This is a genomic window from Enterobacter sp. FB (assembly GCF_000805795.1).
Taxonomy (GTDB): domain Bacteria; phylum Pseudomonadota; class Gammaproteobacteria; order Enterobacterales; family Enterobacteriaceae; genus Enterobacter; species Enterobacter roggenkampii.
Window position 1 is genome coordinate 1,317,216 of the sequence record NZ_JSZC01000013.1, and the last position, 16,001, is coordinate 1,333,216.

Below are 16,001 nucleotides of genomic sequence, written 5' to 3' on the forward strand. Positions count from 1 at the left end.
AAAGTGATTTCATCCAAACCATAAGGGATGAAAACATGAAACCTGCTTCACTCTTTGAACGCTACAGGCTGGGGTCGCTGGACCTGAAAAATCGTATCGTCATGGCGCCGATGACCCGCGCGCGCTCCCTTCAGCCGGGCAACATTCCCTCCGCGCTGATGGCGGAGTATTACCGGCAGCGGGCCAGCGCGGGGTTAATCATCACCGAAGCCACGCAAATCTCGCCTCAGGGTCAGGGATACTCCTGGACGCCCGGCATCCATTCGCCGGAGCAGGTTTCAGGATGGCAGCTCACGACGGGGGCCGTACATCAGGCGGGCGGGGTCATTTTTTCTCAGCTCTGGCACGTTGGGCGAATGTCGCACGCCAGTTTTCACCAGGACGGTCAGCCCGTCGCCCCGTCAGCGCTGGCCCCGGACGCGCAGGTGTGGGTGGTGAATGAGCGTGGAGAAGGCCAGATGGTTGACTGCCCGCAGCCGAGAACGCTCTCACGCAAGGACATTCAGAACATCGTCGCGGACTATCGCCAGGCCGCTTTGAATGCCGTTCAGGCCGGGTTTGATGGCGTGGAGGTCCACGGCGGAAACGGCTATCTGATCGACCAGTTCCTGCGCCAAACCTCCAACAAACGCACGGACGAGTACGGCGGTATGGTGGCTAACCGGATCCGCTTCGCCCAGGACGTGTTAAGCGCGATTGCCGAAGCCATTGGTCACGAACGTACGGGCATCCGTCTTTCGCCGTTTATTACCCAGCGCGGGATGAACGACCCGCAGGTCTCTGAAGCCATACTCGCGCTTGCGGCCTGGTGCGAACAAAAAGGGATTGCGTTTATCCACCTGGCGGAAGCCGACTGGGACGACGCGCCGCAGATTCCTGCGCATTTCCGTCAATCGCTTCGCGAGACCTTCAGCGGCACCCTGATCGTCGCGGGCAACTATGACCTTGCCAAAGCCGAAGACATTCTGGCGGCGGGCTATGCCGATTTGATTGCCTTCGGACGACCGTTTATTGCCAACCCGGATTTGCCTCACCGGCTGGCGCACCGCTTGCCGCTGGCCCAGGTGCGCGACCCCGCCACGCTGTTTGGCGGCACCGCCACGGGCTATACCGATTACTCAACGTACACCCAGCAGGAGGAAACTTTATGACCCGTAAAACCTTAATTATCGGCGGCGCTTCCGGCATCGGTTTCGCCGTGGGCACCCTGCTTGCCGGGCGCGGCGAGGAGATTATGCTTGCGGGACGCGATAGCGCGAAACTGGACGCTGCACGGCAACGACTGAGCGCTCATGCCGCGTCTGTTAGCACTCTCGTGCTCGATATCAGCCGTGAGGAAGAGCTTGTTGCGCTAAGTGAAACGCTGGACGAGGTCAATAATATTGTCGTCACGGCGGGTTCACAGGCGCCGGGCGGGCTGCTTTCCGGACTGGATCTCCGTGCGGCAAGACAGGCCTTTGATACAAAATTCTGGGGAAGCCTGAATGTCGCCCGCTATCTCAGCGGGAACATCGCTCCCCGCGGTACGCTGACCTTCACCAGCGGGTTTGTGGCACGCCGCACCGTGGCGGGCGCCATCGTAAAAACAACGATGAATGCCGCCATTGAGGCCGCGACAAAGGTGCTGGCGAAAGAGCTTTCCCCGCTGCGCGTCAACGTCGTGAGTCCGGGGCTGACCGACACGGAAGCGTATGCGGGGATGGACGCCGCCGCGCGGGAAAAAATGCTCGCAGGCGCGGCGGAAACCCTGCCAGCCAAAGCCTGGGGAAGGGCGCAGGACATCGCACAAGGGTATCTTTTCGCCATGGACAACCCCTTTGTCACCGGGTCGGTCATTGATATTGAGGGCGGGGCGTTAATTAACTGACCCCTCATTAATGTGATCCGCAGGGTATCGTCTGCGGGTAACGTAACATTCTGTAGAGAGACATCATGAAATATACGACGTGCTTTCGTCCCGCTATCGCGGCGCTTATTTTTGCTGGTCTGTCGGGCAATGCTATTTCCGCGCAGGGGGAAAGAGTACAGCCGAAACAGCTGATTGTGGACAAGAGCCTGCCCCAGATGCAATTAAAGACGAATGAAGCCGTTGCCAGAGAATATGCCACGTTCTGGAACACCGGTAATGAAACTCTGGCGCGTGATGCCCTGGCGGCAAACTTTGTTGATAAAACACCGCCGGAAGGCCGTAAGCAGGGGCCGGAAGGCGCTATTTTAGCCTCGCGGGCGTTTCGCATGGCCGTGCCCGATTTGCGCTGCGACGTTGAGCAGATGATTATTTCAGGCGACCGCGTGGTCTCACATTTACATTTTTACGGCACATTCACCGGGACATTTGGCAAGCTGAAAGGAAAGGGACAGAAAATAGATTTCATCGCTACGGATATTTATGAAGTCCGCAACGGTAAAATTGCGGCAAACTGGCATATTGAGGACAACCTGACGCTGATGAAACAGCTGGGCGCACTCTAAACGCATCACTCCGGGGCGCCCCGGAGTGATGTAGAAATCTTATAAGCCCAGATCGCTCAGCGACGGGTGATCGTCCGGGCGTCTGCCCAGCGGCCAGTGGAACAGTCGCTCGGATTCTTTTATCGGCATATCGTTTACGCAGGCAAAACGACGCTTCATCAAGCCGTCTGGGTCGAATTCCCAGTTCTCGTTGCCGTACGAACGGAACCAGTTGCCTGAATCATCATGCCATTCATAGGCATAGCGGACCGCGATGCGGTTATCCGTAAAGGCCCACAGCTCTTTAATCAGACGATAATCCAGCTCTTTTTTCCATTTCCTTTCGAGAAACCCCCGGGCCTCTTCACGGTTGGTGGCGAACTCTGCACGGTTGCGCCATTGGGTATCCAGCGTATAGGCCAGCGCGACTTTCGCCGGGTCGCGACTGTTCCAGCCATCTTCTGCCAGCCTGACTTTTTCGATGGCGCTTTCGCGTGTGAAGGGCGGCAAGGGAGGACGTGTGTTCATGGCAATTACCTCGTTATGTGATTATGTAGACAGGTCTGTCTACTTGCGCTAATCTATGCCTGAAAAATAACGCTGTCAACATCCGTTTTGAGGCCATCGACAAATGAAAGCTGAATCCGAAAACAACGATAAAAAAATAAGCGTCAGGGATAAAATATTACTGACGGCCCACGATCTGTTTTATTCCACAGGCTTCAGAGCGACGGGGGTGGATACGCTGATTAAAGAGGCGAAAGTGACGAAGGTGACGTTTTATCGCCATTTTCCGAGTAAGAGCTCGCTTATTCTCGCCTATTTACACTATCGACATGAAATATGGATTAACTGGTTTGAGGCCACGCTTCGTCGACATCTCGTTGAAGGCCAGACGCCTGCGGACGCTCTATCGGCTACCCTTTATGAATGGTTTATTTCGCCTGAGTTTCACGGCTGTGCGTTTATTAATGCCAGCGCCGAAGCCAAATCCGAAGATATTGAAAGCGAAATAAAAGCGATATGCCGCGATCATAAAATCGAAACAAAGAAGATTATTGCGTCGCTGACGAAGATTGCGGATGAGCGCGTCGTCAATGAAATCATGCTGCTCATTGACGGCGCCATTATTCATGCGCAGATGGGCATGGAGACGGATGAGGTCATCGCGTCGTTGAAGAGGGCGCTGGCAGGGTTACCCGATGGCAATTGATGCAGCCTGTTTCTTGAGAAAGGCCGTGATGTCACGACGGAAGAGATGACAAGCCTTGAGATACAGCCTGACGCCAGAAAGAGCTTATCTGATGAAGAAATTGCTCGTCGGGTCGCGCATGCGATCGCTGTTTTTATGTGTGCATATTCAGTGGAAAAGCGTTCATAATGAGTTAATTAGGGCAAAGGAACCGAAAAAATGAGAACACAGAAACGATGCCTCGGCTGCGTGGCTATTGTGGTTGATGACTACGATCGCGCCATTGAGTACTACACAGACAAGCTGGGGTTTACCCTCGTAGAGGATACGCCGCAACCGGGTAAACGCTGGGTGGTCGTCTCGCCCAATCCGGAAAGCGACTGCAACATTTTGCTGGCTCGTGCGTCTAACGAGAGGCAGGAAGGTTTTATCGGTAATCAATGCGGTGGCCGAGTTTTCCTGTTCCTTCAGACGGATGATTTTTGGCGCGATTACCATGCCATGAAGGCAAAAGGCGTTCATTTCTGCGAAGAACCGCGTGAGGAAGAGTACGGTACGGTGGTGGTGTTTGAAGATATGTACGGCAACCGCTGGGACCTCTATCAACATGCCCAACGCGGGTGATGACCAGGGATACCTTCCATGACGCTTCGAATTCGACAGGCCACCGGGGCCGATTCAACGCTATTAAGCGAGTTGGGATATCGAATCTATCCCGCGCATTTTCAGCATTTGTGGGTATCAGAAGCGGAGATGACGGCTTTTCTGGACGCCGAGTATGCCCCCTCCGTCATTGAGCAGAGCCTGACCGAGAGCCATGTTTCCTGGTTTGTGGCAGAAACCGATCGGCCAGTGGGATTCATGAAAGTGACCAGGGACGCCATGCTTCCGGAAACGGACAAGAGGGGCGTTCTCCTCAACAAGCTCTACCTCGATCCTGCCGAGACCGGCAAGCACTATGGTCAGGACATGTTCCATAAAATTATCGACATGGCCCGGAGCAGGGGAAAGGACTCTCTCTGGCTGGAAGTGCTTGAGCAGAACGCAGGAGCGTACCGGTTCTACCAGAAGCAGGGCATGCTCTGCATTAAGAACGTCCTTTTTGAAACAGCCTCACAGCAGAGCATACTCAGAATTATGGGGATGTCTCTTTAGGGCCAGGGCTCTCGTCCCGCTGTGCCAGCGACAGCGCGCTGGCGCTGGCGGGATCGAACAGCGAGATGCTCTCAATCTGATTGAGTAAAATCACCTTGCGGAATGACATGGCGCTGCGGGGTTCCGAGTCGAGCGTAATGTCATGCTCCGCATACCACCGGCTGTAATTATTCTCGATGCGCAGGTTCATCGTCTTCGCATCCCGGTACCCGCTCAACATTGGGATCAGCACGATATTGGCCGTTTTTTCATATTCCAGCGTCGCGGTGTGGATCATACCCACGTATATCCGCCTCGAGCGGAGCGTGACCTGCGCCAGCTCGCCTTGCTCCATACACTGATAGAGCAGTTGTTCAATCCCGCTCGCCTGCGCAAGCCGTTTGTAGAGCTTTTTCCGGCTCTCGCCGTCCAGCCTGGCGCTGCCTGCCCAGTTAGACCGGTAGAGACAAAACAGGATGGCAAACGCCAGCATTACCACCACCGGCGCCTGAATGCCTAAAAAACTCCAGTTCATAAAGTCGATTTGCCAGTCGGTGTATTTCGGTGAGGCAAAGTGGAAAGCGTTGTTGGCGGCGGAAAGGTTAAGCAGCAGCAGCCAGAGCAACCCCGTGGCAATCACCCCCTGCAGAACGAAAATACAGCCGTAAAGCGCAACGAGAAAATAGACATCCCAGCCGAAGGAACGCTTGATTTTAAAGCGGGTCGACAGGTCGCGGCTGGTGTACCAGTACCCGCAGACCATCAGCACCATAAATATCGCCGTTCCCATATCAGGCCCTCTTCAGCGCGTTAACGTGACGCAGAAAGTCCTGCCGCACCTCATTGCTCTTGTAGTTCACCGAGGCGTTCCCGTCCTGGTCGATGATGATGCGGTCGCCATCTTCCACGGCTTCAATAATTTCCTGCTGACTCATCACCTGCAGTAAGGATTCCGGGCTTGAGAACAGGGAGAGAAAGAAACGTTTCATGTCAGGCATCCTTATGAATAAAAAGGATAAGCCTGGAAGATGATTGCTGAATTTGCCTTAAGGATAACCTGAAAGTGAAAGCCGGGTGGCGGCTACGCCTTACCCGGCCTAAAAACCGACAAAAGATTGAGTTATCAAGTTGTTGATATTTATGGTTAATAAAAAATAAATTTGCACAAACTTGGACAAATAACGTTAATTGTGTAAGTTTTAAGTATGCGATTACGCCACGTTGTTTACAGCCAGGATGTGACCCATGAGCACTTTGCCCTCTGTCGTGAGTCGGTTTGTTGAGTACTACGCCGCACTGGATAGCCAGCCGCCGTCCGCGCTGGTCGGGCTTTACCATTCAAATGCCACGCTTGTCGATCCGTTCGGCGAGCACGACGGTATCTTTGCGCTTCAGCGCTATTTCACCCATCTGCTGGCCAACGTCGAGAACTGCCGTTTTTCTATCGACCCGCCGCTCTGCAGCGGGAACCGGTTTGTTGTCACCTGGGTGATGCACTGGTCGCATCCGCGCATTGCCGGAGGCGAACCGCTCGATCTGCCGGGGTGCTCGGTGGTGGAGACGGAAAACGATCTCATCACCCACCAGCGCGACTACTACGATGCGGGAGAGATGATCTACGAACATCTTCCTCTGCTGGGCTGGGCGGTACGCGGCGTGAAGCGGAGGGTCAAATCATGAAGACGGTACTGATTACCGGTGCAAGTTCGGGCATTGGCGCCGGGCTGGCGAAATCCTTCTCCGCTGACGGCTATCATGTGATTGCCTGCGGGCGCGATCCGGCGCGTCTGGAAGCGCTGCATCAGACCTGCCCCAATCTCACCGTTCGCCTGTTCGATATGACGGACCGGGAGGCCTGCCGACAGGCGCTGACCGGCAGCTACGCCGATTTGATTATTCTCTGCGCCGGTACCTGCGAATACCTCGACGGTGGCGTGGTGGATGCAGCGCTGGTGGAGCGGGTCATGAACACCAATTTCCTCGGGCCGGTGAACTGCCTTGAGGCGCTGCAGCCGCAGCTGGTTCGAGGCAACCGCGTGGTGCTGGTGAGCTCGATGGCCCACTGGCTGCCTTTCCCCCGCGCAGAGGCCTACGGTGCGTCCAAAGCGGCGCTGAGCTGGTTTGCCGAAAGCCTGCGCCTGGACTGGGAGCCAAAAGGGATTACCGTCACGGTTGTCTCTCCGGGCTTCGTCGATACGCCCCTGACGCGAAAAAACGATTTTGCCATGCCGGGTCGGGTGACCGTCGATGAGGCGGTGAAGGCGATCCGTATCGGGCTGGCGGCCGGGAAAATGCACATCGCGTTTCCTGCCGGATTTGGCTTCATTTTGCGGCTGCTCTCAGGGCTGCCTGCTTTTCTACAGCGCACGCTGCTGCGCAGGATGGTGCGTTCATGAATATTGCAATTATCGGCAGCGGCATTGCCGGACTGACGTGCGCCTGGCGACTGGCCGGGCACCATCAGGTGACCCTGTTTGAAGCGGGATCCACACCGGGCGGCCATACCGCAACGGTTGACGTGACGACGCCACAGGGCACATACGCGATCGATACCGGGTTTATCGTCTACAACGACCGCACCTATCCGCGCTTTATGGGCCTGCTCAGCGAGCTGGGTATCAGCGGGCAAAAAACCCAGATGAGCTTTTCAGTACACAACCCCGAGACGGGGCTGGAATACAACGGCCACACCCTGACGTCGCTGTTTGCCCAGCGCCGAAATCTCGTCAATCCGACATTCTGGCGGCTGCTCGGTGAAATCGTCCGCTTCAATCGTCTGGCAAAACAGGCGCTGGACGGGGAAGTGGACCCGAACGCCACGCTGCAGACGTTTCTGGACCAGCACGGCTTTACGCCGTTTTTTGCGCGCCACTATATTCTGCCGATGGGGGCCGCCATCTGGTCATCCTCGCTGCAGGAGATGAAGCGTTTCCCGCTGCCGCTTTTTTTACGTTTCTTCCAAAACCACGGTCTGCTGGATATCACCCATCGCCCGCAGTGGTACGTGGTGCCGGGCGGCTCGCGAGAGTATATCCGCGCGATGCTCGACAAACTGGGCGATCGGCTGACGCTGCATCTCAATTCACCGGTTCAGCGGGTGAGCCGCCACGAGGACGGGGTCACGCTCCAGCTTGAAAACGGCAGCCATACCTTCGACCAGGTGATATTTGCCTGCCACTCCGGCAGTGCTCTGGCGATGCTTGACGACCCGACCTCCGCAGAGCGCGAGGTGCTGGGCGATATCGGCTGGCAGCGCAACGAGGTGGTGTTGCATAGCGACCCGCGCTGGCTGCCGGCGCGGCCGCGCGCCTGGGCGAGCTGGAATTACCGGCTGAGCGCGCAGGAGCAGGCCAGCGCCTGTGTGACCTACAACATGAACATTCTGCAGGGGCTGCCTGCGGGCAGTCCGCTGTTCTGCGTCACCCTGAACCCGGACGCACCGGTGGATGTACGCTTCGTTCTGCAACGCTTCGTTTATGAGCATCCGCTGTTTAACCCGCAAAGCTGGCGGGCGCAGGCGCGGCGCGGCGAGATCAACGGTCACCAGCGGAGCTGGTTCTGCGGAGCCTATTGGTACAACGGTTTTCATGAGGACGGCGTGCGCAGCGCGCTGGACGTGGTCAACGCGATAGCGGCCGGAGAGGGGAACTGAGATGAACAGCTGCCTCTATCACGGCGTATTGCGCCACCGCCGCCTTCAGCCGAAAACCCATGAATTTCGCTACAGCGTCTTTATGGCCTGGCTGGATCTTGATGAGCTGCCGCTGCTGGCGTCCGTCGGCGTGCGCCGCAATCGCTTTGCCGCCGCCGCGTTCCATGACGCGGACTATCCGCTCGGCACGCCGCTCAAAGAGAACGTGCTCAGCAGGCTGGAGAGCCTGACCGGGGAACGGCCGGACGGGCGGGTCATGCTTCTGACGCAGTTGCGGTATTTCGGGTTTCATTTTAACCCGGTCAACTTTTACTACTGCTATGACGGGAAGGGGACTCTGCGCTGGGTACTGGCCGAGGTTCGCAACACGCCGTGGAACGAGCGTCATTATTACGCGGTCGACGGGCAACATGCCCAGCCCACGGAAAAAGCGTTTCACGTTTCCCCCTTCAACCCGATGGACATGATCTACCACTGGCGCTTCAACGATCCGGATAACACGCTGCAAATGCACATTGAAAATCATCAGGAAGCGAAGGTGTTCGACGCCACGCTCGCCCTGCGCCGGGAGCCGCTGACCCGTCCGGCACTGCGCGCGCTGCTGCTGCGCATCCCGCTTATGACCCTGAAAACCGTTTTCGCCATTTACTGGCAGGCGCTGAGGCTGTGGCTCAAGCGCGTGCCGCTGTATAACCATCCCGTCAGCAGGAGTGAACGCTCATGACCGATCCCGTCTTTGCGTTAGAACCCGATATCCCGCGCAACGTCCGCCTCGCGCGATGGCTGCTGTTTCGTCTGTTAAGCGGCATCCGCGGTGGTTCGCTCACCCTGCGTGAAGGGGCGCAGACCTTCCATTTTGGCGAGACATCCTCCGCGCTGCACGCCGACGTGCAGATCCTCACGCCCGCCGTCTACTGGCGCGTCTTAACGGGCGGGAGCCTTGCCGCCGCTGAAGCCTGGATGGACGGCGAATGGGAAACCGCGCAGCTCACGCCGCTTCTGCAAATCCTGGCCCTCAACGGCGAGGTGCTTGGCCGTCTTGAGAAAGGGTTCCGGCTGCTTGGCCGACCGCTGGAGCGTTTGCGCCACTGGACGCGGCGTAACTCCCGCGCGCAGGCGCGTGAAAATATTGCCGCCCACTACGACCTGGGCAACACCTTCTATGCCCATTTTCTGGACAGGGAACTGCTTTACTCCAGCGCGCTCTTTACCGCAGACGAGCAGGATCTCACGACGGCTCAGCAGGCCAAAATGGCGCGCCTGTGCGACCAGCTGGCGCTTAGCGAGGCCGACCACCTGCTGGAAATCGGCACCGGCTGGGGGGCGATGGCGGAATACGCGGCCCGTCATTATGGCTGTCGGGTGACTACCACCACGCTGTCGCAGGAGCAATACGTCTGGGCAACCGAGCGGATCGCCCGCGCCGGGTTGCAGGATCGTGTTGAGGTGCTGCTCTGCGACTATCGCGACCTCACCGGGCAGTACGACAAGCTGGTCTCAATAGAGATGATTGAAGCCGTCGGGCAACGCTATCTGCCTACATTCTTCCGGACCTGTCAGGCGCGGCTGCGCCCGGGTGGACGAATGGCGATTCAGGCCATCACCATTCAGGACCAGCGCTATCGCGACTACAGCAAAAGCGTCGATTTTATTCAGCGCTACATTTTCCCCGGCGGCTTCCTGCCGAGCATCACCGCGATGAACGAGCTGATGACGCGCCACACCGATTTCGTGGTGCGCAATCTCTTCGACATGGGGCCGGACTACGCCCGCACGCTGGCGCACTGGCGGCAGCGCTTTGTCCACGCCTGGCAGGAGATTGAAAAGCTCGGCTTTGATGACCGGTTCCGCCGCATGTGGCTTTATTACTTTGGCTACTGTGAAGCCGGGTTTAACGCCCGCACCATTAGCGTGGTGCAGCTGACCGCAGAGCGCGTATGAGACGATATCTTCAGGTCTTCCTGCTGGCCGTCGCGTTCGATCTCTACTGGGCGCTGGTGGTGCTCTTTCGCGAACAGGGCCTGATTATCTGGCTCGGGCTGGCGATCCTGGCGTGCCTGCTCTTGCCGTCTGTATACCGTTTTTACGCCATTGGGCTGGCCGCGGCGGGCAGTTTGCTGGATACGCTCTGGGCGCTGACGGGGCTGATCGCCTTCACGGGTGATGCCCTGATGCCGCTATGGATGGTGGCATTATGGCTGATGTTCGCCACCGTCTGGACGCAGCTTGCGCGCACCACCACGTTGCCCGGCTGGCTGCTCACCCTGCTGGCCGCCGTGGGAGGGCCGGTGGCGTACCTGATTGGCGAACGGCTGGGTGCCATCACGTTTCTGGAGCCGACCTTTATCGTCGTCAGCTGGATGGCGCCGGGCTGGCTGGTGTTGATGCTGTTTTTCCACCTGCTGATGGGGAGACAAAAATGAGAGCTGCGGTTTTGTTGCTTTGTCTGACGCTGGTTGTTCCTGTTGCCCAGGCCGCCGACTGGCTGGCGTGGCGGAAGGTGGGTGACGCCACGCTCACCTGGGGGCCGTTCACCGTCTATACCTCCCAGCTGCGTACGCCGGACGGGCGTTACGGTCGGGAGAACCAGGATCAGGCGCTGATTATTACCTATGCGCGCGATATCGATCGCGATGAGCTGGTCGAGGCGACCCGCGACCAGTGGCAGGCGCAGGGGATCCTGCAACGGGAACCCCGAAGCGAAGCCTGGTTACAGATGCTGCGCTCTCTGTGGCCGGATGTCCGGCCGGGCGCACAGCTGGCGTTTGTGCTCGACGACGGGCAGGGGCAGTTCTGGTATCGCGCGTCAGCGGCGCAAAAAGCCTTTATTCCACTCGGACCGCGTCAGTCAGAAGCGTTCAGCACCCGCTTCCTGGCCATCTGGCTCGACCCTCGTACGCAATACCCTGAGCTGCGTCAGCAGTTAATCGGAGGCCAAAAATGAAACATATCCTGATGATGGCGCTGGCATTGACGATGCTGCTGGCAGGCTGTAGCACGGAGGTGACCGAGTATCGCCAGCAGCAGCCGCGGCTGGATATCTTCCACTACTTCCAGGGCAAAACCGAAGCGTGGGGGATGGTACAGGATCGCAGCGGCAAGCAGATCCGCCGCTTTCACGTTGAGATTGCCGGGGACGTTATCGGCGATACGCTGACGCTGAACGAGCACTTCGTTTACGACGACGGCGAGAAGCAGCAGCGGGTCTGGCATATCCGCCGCGTGGGGAGCGATCGCTACGAAGGCACGGCGGGGGACATTGAAGGGGTAGCAACGGGGCAGGCCGCCGGCAACGCGTTCAACTGGCATTACAGCATGAACGTGAAGGCCAACGGCAGCACCTGGCTACTGAACTTTGACGACTGGATGTACCTGCAGGATGAGAACCATCTGTTTAATAAAACCGAGATGAAGAAACTGGGCGTCACCGTCGCCACGGTGACGCTGTTCTTTACCCGTAAGACCTCAGCTTAGTCGCGGACGCTGCCGGTTTTGCTGCTGGAGTAGATGAAGTACAGGGCAATCCCCAGGCATACCACCGCGCTCAGACGGCTCGGTGAAAACGAAATGGCGGGATTGCCCAGCCAGCCAAAGTTATCAATCAGCATACTCATGGCGAGCTGGCCGAATATCACCGCCACCGTGGCGACAGCGGTGCCGATCCGCTGTACGGCGAGCACCATTATCACGATATAGGGCACGCCAAACATCGCACCGAGGAGCTGCCATTTCGGCACGTCCAGCAGCGTGACCGCCTGCTTAGGCTCAAAGAAGAAAATGAGCAGGGCGGTCACCAGCGCGCCGACGGAAAACGTTAGAAACGCGCTCTTGAAAACGCCCACGCTGCTGCCGAGCTGCCCATTAATTGCGGCCTGTATGCTCAGCGTCGCGCCGCCGCAGATGGCCAGAATTATCATCATCAGTGTCATGTGTTTACCCCTTTGCGACCAGTACCAGTGCGGCAATAATAAAAACCAGCGCCACGATGCGTCTTGCGTTTATCTTCCTGTGCGGCGTACCCAGCAGGCCAAAGTGGTCAATGATCAGGCTTTTAAAAACCTGACCTGCCAGAATGCCAATCATCGTCAGCGCGATGCCGATAGTCGGCGTGGCGTGCGTCAGTATGACGACGTAGATCGGACCCAGCACCCCGCCGAGGAGCTGCCAGCCGGGCTGTGCGAAAAACGACGGGCTGTTGCGCGGGCTGAAAAACAGCATCAGCAAAAACGTCAGCGCGGCGCCGACGCCAAAAATGCTGAACGTCGCCCATAAATCCCCGACTTTTCCCCCCAGGGGGCCCAGCAGTCCCGCCTCGACGGAGAGGCCCATCCCGCCAGCGATCACCAGTAAAATCAAAACCAACTGCATTCTTCTTCCTCCGTTTTCAGGCGAAGAAGATTACGTGGGTTGTGCAATGAGAAAAATGCCATAATGGTGGAAACACCTTTGCAGGATATGCATTAATGGTTGACGCCAGCAACATCAACATCCGCGCGCTGCTGATCTTTATCGACGTGTATGAAGCGCAGAACTTCTCCGTCGTGGCGCGGCGGCAGGGGATATCGGCCTCGCAGATATCGCGCGTGATCCACCAGCTCGAGGATGCGCTCGGGCAGCAGCTTTTCTATCGCAATACGCGGGCCGTCATTCCCACGGAAAGCGGTCATCTGTTTATTCGCTACGCCCGGTCGATGGCGGAGAATCTTGAAGAGGCGCGCCGGGAGCTGGACGCGCGTGCGGTGGAGCCGTCCGGTGCGATCCGCATTAACGGACCGGTGTTTTTCGGCCAGAAGCACATAGCTCCAGGACTTCCCGGCCTGTCGGCACGCTATCCTCGCCTGAGCGTAGAGCTGACGCTGACCGATGATTTCATTGACCCCCACCGTGATGCGGCAGATCTTATCTTCCGCATTGGCGTGCTGACGGACTCGTCGTTTCGCGCGCGGGTGTTTGGGCAGCAGGTGTACCATCTGGCCGCGTCGCCAGACTACGTGCATAAACACGGTGCGCCAGAAGTGCCGGACGATCTGAACCACCATCATTGCCTGGTGTATCGCGGATCGTCAGGGCCTAACCGCTGGCTGTTGCGCAGGGCGGGCGAGGCGTGGACACACTATCCCGTGACGCCATTGATGACCTCGAATAATGCGGAAGCGTTGCTGGCTGCGGCGCGGGGAGGGATGGGGATTGTGCTGTTTCCGGACTGGCTGGTGAGCGAACCGCTCCAGCGCGGTGAGCTGATTCCGCTCCTGCCCGCGCTGGAGTGCGCCATCACTACGGAACAACAGGCTATCGCGGCGATCTACCCTGATGCCCGACATCCGCCCCTGAACGTCAGGGCGGTGATTGATTATTACGTCGAGCGCTTTGGTACGCCGCCGTACTGGCAGCGTAAGGGGATTACGCGCCAAGCTCCTGGCGGATAATTTCTGCGCCAGCGCTGAGTGCTTTAAGCTTGCCGTTGGCAACCTGACGGGAGAGGGGCGCCATGCCGCAGTTGGTTGACGGATAGAGCTTGTCGGCGTCGACAAACTGCAGCGCTTTTCGCAGCGTATCGGCCACTTCCTCCGGCGTTTCAACCGTGTTGGTTGCCACGTCGATCGCCCCAACCATCACTTTTTTACCGCGGATCAGCTCCAGCAGATCCATCGGCACGCGGGAGTTGTGGCACTCCAGGGAGATGATGTCGATGTTAGAGGTCTGCAGCTTAGGGAAGGCCTCTTCGTACTGGCGCCACTCCGAGCCGAGCGTCTTTTTCCAGTCGGTATTGGCCTTGATGCCGTAGCCGTAGCAGATGTGGACCGCGGTTTCGCACTTCAGCCCTTCAATGGCGCGCTCCAGCGCGGCGATGCCCCAGTCGTTGACCTCATCAAAAAAGACGTTAAACGCCGGTTCATCGAACTGGATAATATCCACGCCTGCGGCCTCTAGCTCTCGCGCTTCCTGGTTGAGGATTTTGGCGAATTCCCAGGCCAGCTTTTCGCGGCTTTTATAGTGCGCGTCATACAGGGTGTCGATCATGGTCATCGGCCCCGGCAGGGCCCATTTGATCGGCTTGTCTGTAAGCTGGCGCAGGTATTTTGCATCGTCGACGAAGACCGGTTTCTGGCGCGCAACCGCAGAAACCACGGTCGGCACGCTCGCGTCATAGCGGTTACGAATGCGCACCGTCTGGCGGTTCTCAAAATCGACGCCGCTCAGATGTTCAATAAAGGTGGTGACGAAGTGCTGGCGGGTCTGTTCCCCGTCGCTGACGATATCGATTCCCGCGCGGATCTGCTCATCCAGAGACAGGCGCAGCGCATCCTGCTTGCCTGCCAGCAGTTCCTGATCCTGTAACTTCCACGGTGACCAGAGCGTCTCAGGTTGCGCAAGCCAGGTCGGCTTTGGCAGGCTGCCAGCCGTTGAAGTCGGGAGCAATGTTTTCATAATAAAAGACCTTTTTTAATGTATTAAAGCGTGTAGTTATCAGACCACTGCTCAAGAATGTGTTTGTAAGGCTTAATAAAGTACTCTTCGGTAAACCGACCCTGTTCAATCGCAAGACGGCTTCGCTCTTCCCGGTCATACACAATTTTGGTTAAGGAGTGATCCTGCTGGTTCAGATCCGGTCGGTAGCACAGCCCCGCCGCCGAGTTGGCGTTATAAATTTCCGGGCGATAGATCTTCTGGAACGTCTCCATCGTGCTGATGGTGGCGATCAGTTCGAGGTCGGTGTAATCACTCAGCAAATCCCCGGTAAAGAAGAACGCGAACGGCGCCACGCTGTGTTCCGGCATGAAGTAGCGCACGCTCAGGCCCATCTTCGCGAAGTACTGCTCCGTAAGCGATTCGCCATCCGGCTGGTACTCAACGCCCAGCACGGGGTGCTGGTTACCGGTGCGGCGATAGATATCTTTGCTGGAGACGCTCAGGCAAATCACCGGTCCTTTTGTGAAGTTCTCTTTGTATTCCGGTGAACTCACAAAATGGCGGAAGATATTGCCGTGCAGTTCGCCAAATTTTTCCGGAATGCTGAAGTGCTGCTGGTTCTTGTTGTGCTCCAGCAACAGCACGCTGAAATCATAATCCCGCACGTAAGACGAGAAGTTATTCCCGACGATGCCAGGGATACGCTGGTTGTTTTTCTTGTCGACAATGGTGGTTTGCAGTATCTCAATGGCCGGGAACGGCTTTTCCGCGCCAATATTCAAATCGACAGAGATGATTTCCAGTTCAACCGCATAGCGATCGGCGTTTGGGTTATCCCAGCGCGCTAAGGCATTAAAGCGGTTGTTGATCATCACCAGCGTATTGCGCAGGTTTTCCTGACGTTTTTCCCCGCGCGCCAGGTTGGCGAAGTTGGTGGTCGTACGCGTATTTTCTGACGGGTTGTAATTCTCATCGAAGCAACTGCGCTTAAGGGTATATGTGAAAGCTTTGCTCATTGTGGTTATGCATCCTAAGTTCATGTTGCTAAGAAGTTACCAATGCATAATTTATGCCTGAGCCCGTGGCGCAGGGGAAGTGACTTAATTTCAATGCAACATGAGGGAAGTTCATGAACAGGATTGCGCACAGCCTGGAGAGGAA

At 57.4% G+C, this 16,001-nt stretch carries 22 protein-coding genes; 15 read left to right on the plus strand and 7 right to left on the minus strand.

What is annotated here, in order from left to right:
* The first annotated feature begins 35 nt into the window (after positions 1-35).
* From PI91_RS13335 to PI91_RS13345, 3 genes are all read left to right on the plus strand, one after another.
* Positions 36-1,151 carry an alkene reductase gene (locus tag PI91_RS13335; RefSeq protein WP_039266347.1) on the plus strand — a complete coding sequence of 372 codons (1,116 nt, stop codon included), beginning with the start codon at positions 36-38 and terminating at the stop codon, positions 1,149-1,151.
* Positions 1,148-1,867 (plus strand): SDR family oxidoreductase, encoded by a 720-nt coding sequence (locus PI91_RS13340; protein ID WP_039266348.1) that lies wholly within the window; start codon positions 1,148-1,150, stop codon positions 1,865-1,867. The genes PI91_RS13335 and PI91_RS13340 overlap by 4 nt, the downstream gene beginning before the upstream one ends.
* A gap of 65 nt (positions 1,868-1,932) precedes the next feature.
* Positions 1,933-2,472: an ester cyclase gene (locus tag PI91_RS13345; RefSeq protein WP_039266349.1), complete on the plus strand. Its 540-nt coding sequence runs from the start codon at positions 1,933-1,935 to the stop codon at positions 2,470-2,472.
* Between the two features lie 39 nt (positions 2,473-2,511).
* Here PI91_RS13345 and PI91_RS13350 read toward each other — a convergent pair whose 3' ends face one another.
* Positions 2,512-2,979, minus strand: a complete 468-nt coding sequence (locus PI91_RS13350; RefSeq protein ID WP_039266350.1) for a nuclear transport factor 2 family protein — start codon at positions 2,977-2,979, stop codon at positions 2,512-2,514.
* A gap of 103 nt (positions 2,980-3,082) precedes the next feature.
* Here PI91_RS13350 and PI91_RS13355 point away from each other — a divergent pair, with 103 nt between their 5' ends.
* The 3 genes from PI91_RS13355 to PI91_RS13365 all read left to right on the plus strand — a co-directional run bounded on the left by PI91_RS13355 (position 3,083) and on the right by PI91_RS13365 (position 4,798).
* The gene (locus tag PI91_RS13355) at positions 3,083-3,664 is read left to right on the plus strand and encodes a TetR/AcrR family transcriptional regulator (RefSeq protein WP_039266351.1); all 582 of its coding nucleotides are present in this window, start codon (positions 3,083-3,085) and stop codon (positions 3,662-3,664) included.
* A 198-nt stretch (positions 3,665-3,862) separates the two neighbouring features.
* Positions 3,863-4,267, plus strand: coding sequence for a VOC family protein (locus PI91_RS13360; protein ID WP_008502334.1), 405 nt, complete (start codon positions 3,863-3,865; stop codon positions 4,265-4,267).
* 18 nt (positions 4,268-4,285) lie between these two features.
* A complete protein-coding gene (locus PI91_RS13365; protein WP_039266352.1) occupies positions 4,286-4,798 on the plus strand; it encodes a GNAT family N-acetyltransferase in 513 nt (170 codons plus the stop codon).
* Here the strand turns inward: PI91_RS13365 and PI91_RS13370 are convergent.
* Together PI91_RS13370 and PI91_RS13375 are read right to left on the minus strand one after the other, a co-directional pair.
* Positions 4,779-5,567 (minus strand): hypothetical protein, encoded by a 789-nt coding sequence (locus PI91_RS13370; protein WP_039266353.1) that lies wholly within the window; start codon positions 5,565-5,567, stop codon positions 4,779-4,781. The genes PI91_RS13365 and PI91_RS13370 overlap by 20 nt on opposite strands.
* Position 5,568: 1 nt before the next feature.
* A complete protein-coding gene (locus tag PI91_RS13375; protein WP_008502331.1) occupies positions 5,569-5,766 on the minus strand; it encodes a hypothetical protein in 198 nt (65 codons plus the stop codon).
* 256 nt (positions 5,767-6,022) lie between these two features.
* Between PI91_RS13375 and PI91_RS13380 the strand changes: the two genes are divergently transcribed.
* The 8 genes from PI91_RS13380 to PI91_RS13415 are packed head-to-tail and all read left to right on the plus strand — an operon-like array spanning position 6,023 to position 11,903.
* Positions 6,023-6,457 carry a nuclear transport factor 2 family protein gene (locus tag PI91_RS13380; protein ID WP_008502330.1) on the plus strand — a complete coding sequence of 145 codons (435 nt, stop codon included), beginning with the start codon at positions 6,023-6,025 and terminating at the stop codon, positions 6,455-6,457.
* Entirely contained in the window at positions 6,454-7,173 is a 720-nt protein-coding gene (locus PI91_RS13385; protein ID WP_023292494.1) for an SDR family NAD(P)-dependent oxidoreductase, read from the plus strand. Before PI91_RS13380 ends, PI91_RS13385 begins: the two co-directional genes overlap by 4 nt.
* On the plus strand, positions 7,170-8,429 hold the full coding sequence (locus tag PI91_RS13390; protein ID WP_039266354.1) for an NAD(P)/FAD-dependent oxidoreductase: 1,260 nt from the start codon (positions 7,170-7,172) through the stop codon (positions 8,427-8,429). Before PI91_RS13385 ends, PI91_RS13390 begins: the two co-directional genes overlap by 4 nt.
* A gap of 1 nt (position 8,430) precedes the next feature.
* Complete coding sequence (locus PI91_RS13395; protein WP_039266355.1) at positions 8,431-9,153, plus strand: DUF1365 domain-containing protein; 723 nt, start codon at positions 8,431-8,433, stop codon at positions 9,151-9,153.
* Complete coding sequence (locus PI91_RS13400) at positions 9,150-10,370, plus strand: cyclopropane-fatty-acyl-phospholipid synthase family protein (RefSeq protein WP_023292491.1); 1,221 nt, start codon at positions 9,150-9,152, stop codon at positions 10,368-10,370. The genes PI91_RS13395 and PI91_RS13400 overlap by 4 nt, the downstream gene beginning before the upstream one ends.
* Positions 10,367-10,852 carry a DUF2878 domain-containing protein gene (locus PI91_RS13405; RefSeq protein ID WP_039266356.1) on the plus strand — a complete coding sequence of 162 codons (486 nt, stop codon included), beginning with the start codon at positions 10,367-10,369 and terminating at the stop codon, positions 10,850-10,852. Before PI91_RS13400 ends, PI91_RS13405 begins: the two co-directional genes overlap by 4 nt.
* On the plus strand, positions 10,849-11,373 hold the full coding sequence (locus PI91_RS13410) for a hypothetical protein (protein WP_023292489.1): 525 nt from the start codon (positions 10,849-10,851) through the stop codon (positions 11,371-11,373). Before PI91_RS13405 ends, PI91_RS13410 begins: the two co-directional genes overlap by 4 nt.
* Positions 11,370-11,903, plus strand: coding sequence for a DUF3833 domain-containing protein (locus PI91_RS13415; RefSeq protein ID WP_039266357.1), 534 nt, complete (start codon positions 11,370-11,372; stop codon positions 11,901-11,903). Before PI91_RS13410 ends, PI91_RS13415 begins: the two co-directional genes overlap by 4 nt.
* On the opposite strand, the gene PI91_RS13420 is transcribed toward PI91_RS13415, so the two are convergent.
* Together PI91_RS13420 and PI91_RS13425 are read right to left on the minus strand one after the other, a co-directional pair.
* Positions 11,900-12,358 carry a DMT family transporter gene (locus PI91_RS13420; protein ID WP_008502322.1) on the minus strand — a complete coding sequence of 153 codons (459 nt, stop codon included), beginning with the start codon at positions 12,356-12,358 and terminating at the stop codon, positions 11,900-11,902. The genes PI91_RS13415 and PI91_RS13420 overlap by 4 nt on opposite strands.
* Positions 12,359-12,362: 4 nt before the next feature.
* Complete coding sequence (locus PI91_RS13425; protein ID WP_039266358.1) at positions 12,363-12,797, minus strand: DMT family transporter; 435 nt, start codon at positions 12,795-12,797, stop codon at positions 12,363-12,365.
* 95 nt (positions 12,798-12,892) lie between these two features.
* On the opposite strand from PI91_RS13425, the gene PI91_RS13430 reads away from it, so the two are divergent.
* The gene (locus PI91_RS13430; protein WP_039266360.1) at positions 12,893-13,855 is read left to right on the plus strand and encodes a LysR family transcriptional regulator; all 963 of its coding nucleotides are present in this window, start codon (positions 12,893-12,895) and stop codon (positions 13,853-13,855) included.
* Here PI91_RS13430 and PI91_RS13435 read toward each other — a convergent pair.
* The gene (locus tag PI91_RS13435) at positions 13,830-14,858 is read right to left on the minus strand and encodes a methionine synthase (RefSeq protein ID WP_021241377.1); all 1,029 of its coding nucleotides are present in this window, start codon (positions 14,856-14,858) and stop codon (positions 13,830-13,832) included. The two genes, PI91_RS13430 and PI91_RS13435, sit on opposite strands and share 26 nt — an antisense overlap.
* Positions 14,859-14,881: 23 nt before the next feature.
* Complete coding sequence (locus PI91_RS13440) at positions 14,882-15,856, minus strand: DUF1852 domain-containing protein (protein WP_021241378.1); 975 nt, start codon at positions 15,854-15,856, stop codon at positions 14,882-14,884.
* Between the last annotated feature and the right edge of the window lie 145 nt (positions 15,857-16,001).